This is a genomic window from Rhodoferax potami, from assembly GCF_032193805.1.
GTDB classification, from domain to species: domain Bacteria; phylum Pseudomonadota; class Gammaproteobacteria; order Burkholderiales; family Burkholderiaceae_C; genus Allorhodoferax; species Allorhodoferax potami_A.
Map to the genome: position 1 here is coordinate 1,367,501 of NZ_JAVBIK010000001.1, position 2,500 is coordinate 1,370,000.

Sequence of the window (2,500 nt, forward strand, 5' to 3'; positions counted from 1 at the left end):
TCGTTATCACTCCTCATCTAAGCCCGGCGGATTTGCCTACCAGGCACGACTACAAGCTTGAACCAACATGTCCAACAGTTGGCTGAGTTAACCTTCTCCGTCCCCACATCGCACTACACATCGGTACAGGAATATTGACCTGTTTCCCATCAGCTACGCATCTCTGCCTCGCCTTAGGGGCCGACTCACTCTACGCCGATGAACGTTGCGTAGAAAACCTTGCGCTTACGGCGAGGGGGCTTTTCACCCCCTTTAACGCTACTCATGTCAGCATTCGCACTTCTGATACCTCCAGCACGCTTTACAACGCACCTTCACAGGCTTACAGAACGCTCTCCTACCACTTGCAATAAATTGCAAATCCGCAGCTTCGGTAACTGGCTTAGCCCCGTTACATCTTCCGCGCAGGACGACTCGATCAGTGAGCTATTACGCTTTCTTTAAATGATGGCTGCTTCTAAGCCAACATCCTGACTGTTTTAGCCTTCCCACTTCGTTTCCCACTTAGCCAATTTTAGGGACCTTAGCTGGCGGTCTGGGTTGTTTCCCTCTTGAGTCCGGACGTTAGCACCCGGTGCTCTGTCTCCCAAGCTGTACTCTGCGGTATTCGGAGTTTGCATTGGTTTGGTAAGTCGCCATGACCCCCTAGCCAAAACAGTGCTCTACCCCCGCAGGTAATACTTGAGGCACTACCTAAATAGTTTTCGGAGAGAACCAGCTATTTCCAAGTTTGTTTAGCCTTTCACCCCTATCCACAGCTCATCCGCTAGTTTTGCAACACTAGTCGGTTCGGACCTCCAGTACCTGTTACGGCACCTTCATCCTGGCCATGGATAGATCACTTGGTTTCGGGTCTACACCCAGCGACTAGACGCCCTATTCGGACTCGATTTCTCTACGGCTTCCCTATTCGGTTAACCTTGCCACTGAATGTAAGTCGCTGACCCATTATACAAAAGGTACGCAGTCACCCTTGCGGGCTCCTACTTTTTGTAAGCATGCGGTTTCAGGATCTATTTCACTCCCCTCCCGGGGTTCTTTTCGCCTTTCCCTCACGGTACTAGTTCACTATCGGTCAATGATGAGTATTTAGCCTTGGAGGATGGTCCCCCCATATTCAGACAGGATTTCTCGTGTCCCGCCCTACTTTTCGCAAGCTCAGTACCACACAGGTCATTTCACGTACGGGGCTATCACCCGCTATGGCCAGCATTTCCAGGCTGTTCCGTTATGTCTTGTGCTATCACTTGCAGGCTTCTCCGATTTCGCTCGCCACTACTTTCGGAATCTCGGTTGATGTCTTTTCCTCGAGCTACTGAGATGTTTCAGTTCACCCGGTTCGCCTCGCATACCTATGTATTCAGTATGCGATACCCCTAAGGGTGGGTTTCCCCATTCGGAAATCTCCGGATCAAAGCTAATTTGCCAGCTCCCCGAAGCTTATCGCAGGCTATCACGTCCTTCGTCGCCTATCATTGCCAAGGCATCCACCACATGCTCTTATTCACTTGACCCTATAACTTTGACCACTCTTGCGAGTATCTCCGTCATCTTCAAGGAATGTTTGACAGGTCTCTCACCTGTCGCGTTATGCCGTAAATGACATCACCACTTGCTTTCGCAAACAGTTAGCCTAATTACTTTCGAATTTCAAACAAAGTTTGATATTCATTTTGACGCAATCAAATATGTTGCCAACAACCACGCAAGGCACGGTCTGCACTAAACCTTTACGAATGTGCAGTTTCCTTGGCGCAGCTTAAAGTTGGCAACGCTGATTAAACTCTATAAATTGTTAAAGAACAGCCGGTTGATCAAGAGATCTTGATCAACAACAAAGCAGCCTCTTCATTGCAAGCAATGCAAAGCTACTTTGGTGTTGACTTCATGTGTATCGGAAGTTTGGTGGAGGATGACGGGATCGAACCGACGACCCCCTGCTTGCAAAGCAGGTGCTCTCCCAGCTGAGCTAATCCCCCGTATTTCCCAATATCTACCTGTTTATTGGACGACGATGGTGGGTCTGGTTGGTCTCGAACCAACGACCCCCGCCTTATCAAGACGGTGCTCTAACCAACTGAGCTACAGACCCAAGCCGGTCACTTATGACCAGGCATAAGCCCAAGTCGTTAGCGACAACCTTCCAACAACCGATAAGTGTGAGCGTTCAAATTAGATTGCAGTTTTCCAGAAAGGAGGTGATCCAGCCGCACCTTCCGATACGGCTACCTTGTTACGACTTCACCCCAGTCACGAACCCTGCCGTGGTAATCGCCCTCCTTGCGGTTAGGCTAACTACTTCTGGCAGAACCCGCTCCCATGGTGTGACGGGCGGTGTGTACAAGACCCGGGAACGTATTCACCGTGACATTCTGATCCACGATTACTAGCGATTCCGACTTCACGCAGTCGAGTTGCAGACTGCGATCCGGACTACGACTGGCTTTATGGGATTAGCTCCCCCTCGCGGGTTGGCAACCCTTTGTACCAGCCATTGTAT

At 50.1% G+C, this 2,500-nt stretch carries 2 tRNA genes and 2 rRNA genes (2 of these 4 cut by a window edge); all 4 read right to left on the bottom strand.

What is annotated here, in order from left to right:
- A 23S ribosomal RNA gene (locus tag RAE19_RS06540) occupies positions 1–1,514 on the bottom strand; it reaches 1,364 nt to the left of the window's first position.
- 389 nt (positions 1,515–1,903) lie between these two features.
- Positions 1,904–1,979, bottom strand: a tRNA-Ala gene (locus RAE19_RS06545).
- Positions 1,980–2,015: 36 nt separating this feature from the next.
- Positions 2,016–2,092, bottom strand: a tRNA-Ile gene (locus RAE19_RS06550).
- A 99-nt stretch (positions 2,093–2,191) separates the two neighbouring features.
- Positions 2,192–2,500, bottom strand: a 16S ribosomal RNA gene (locus tag RAE19_RS06555); it runs 1,226 nt beyond the window's last position.
- The 16S and 23S rRNA genes sit together here with 2 tRNA genes alongside, the layout of an rRNA operon.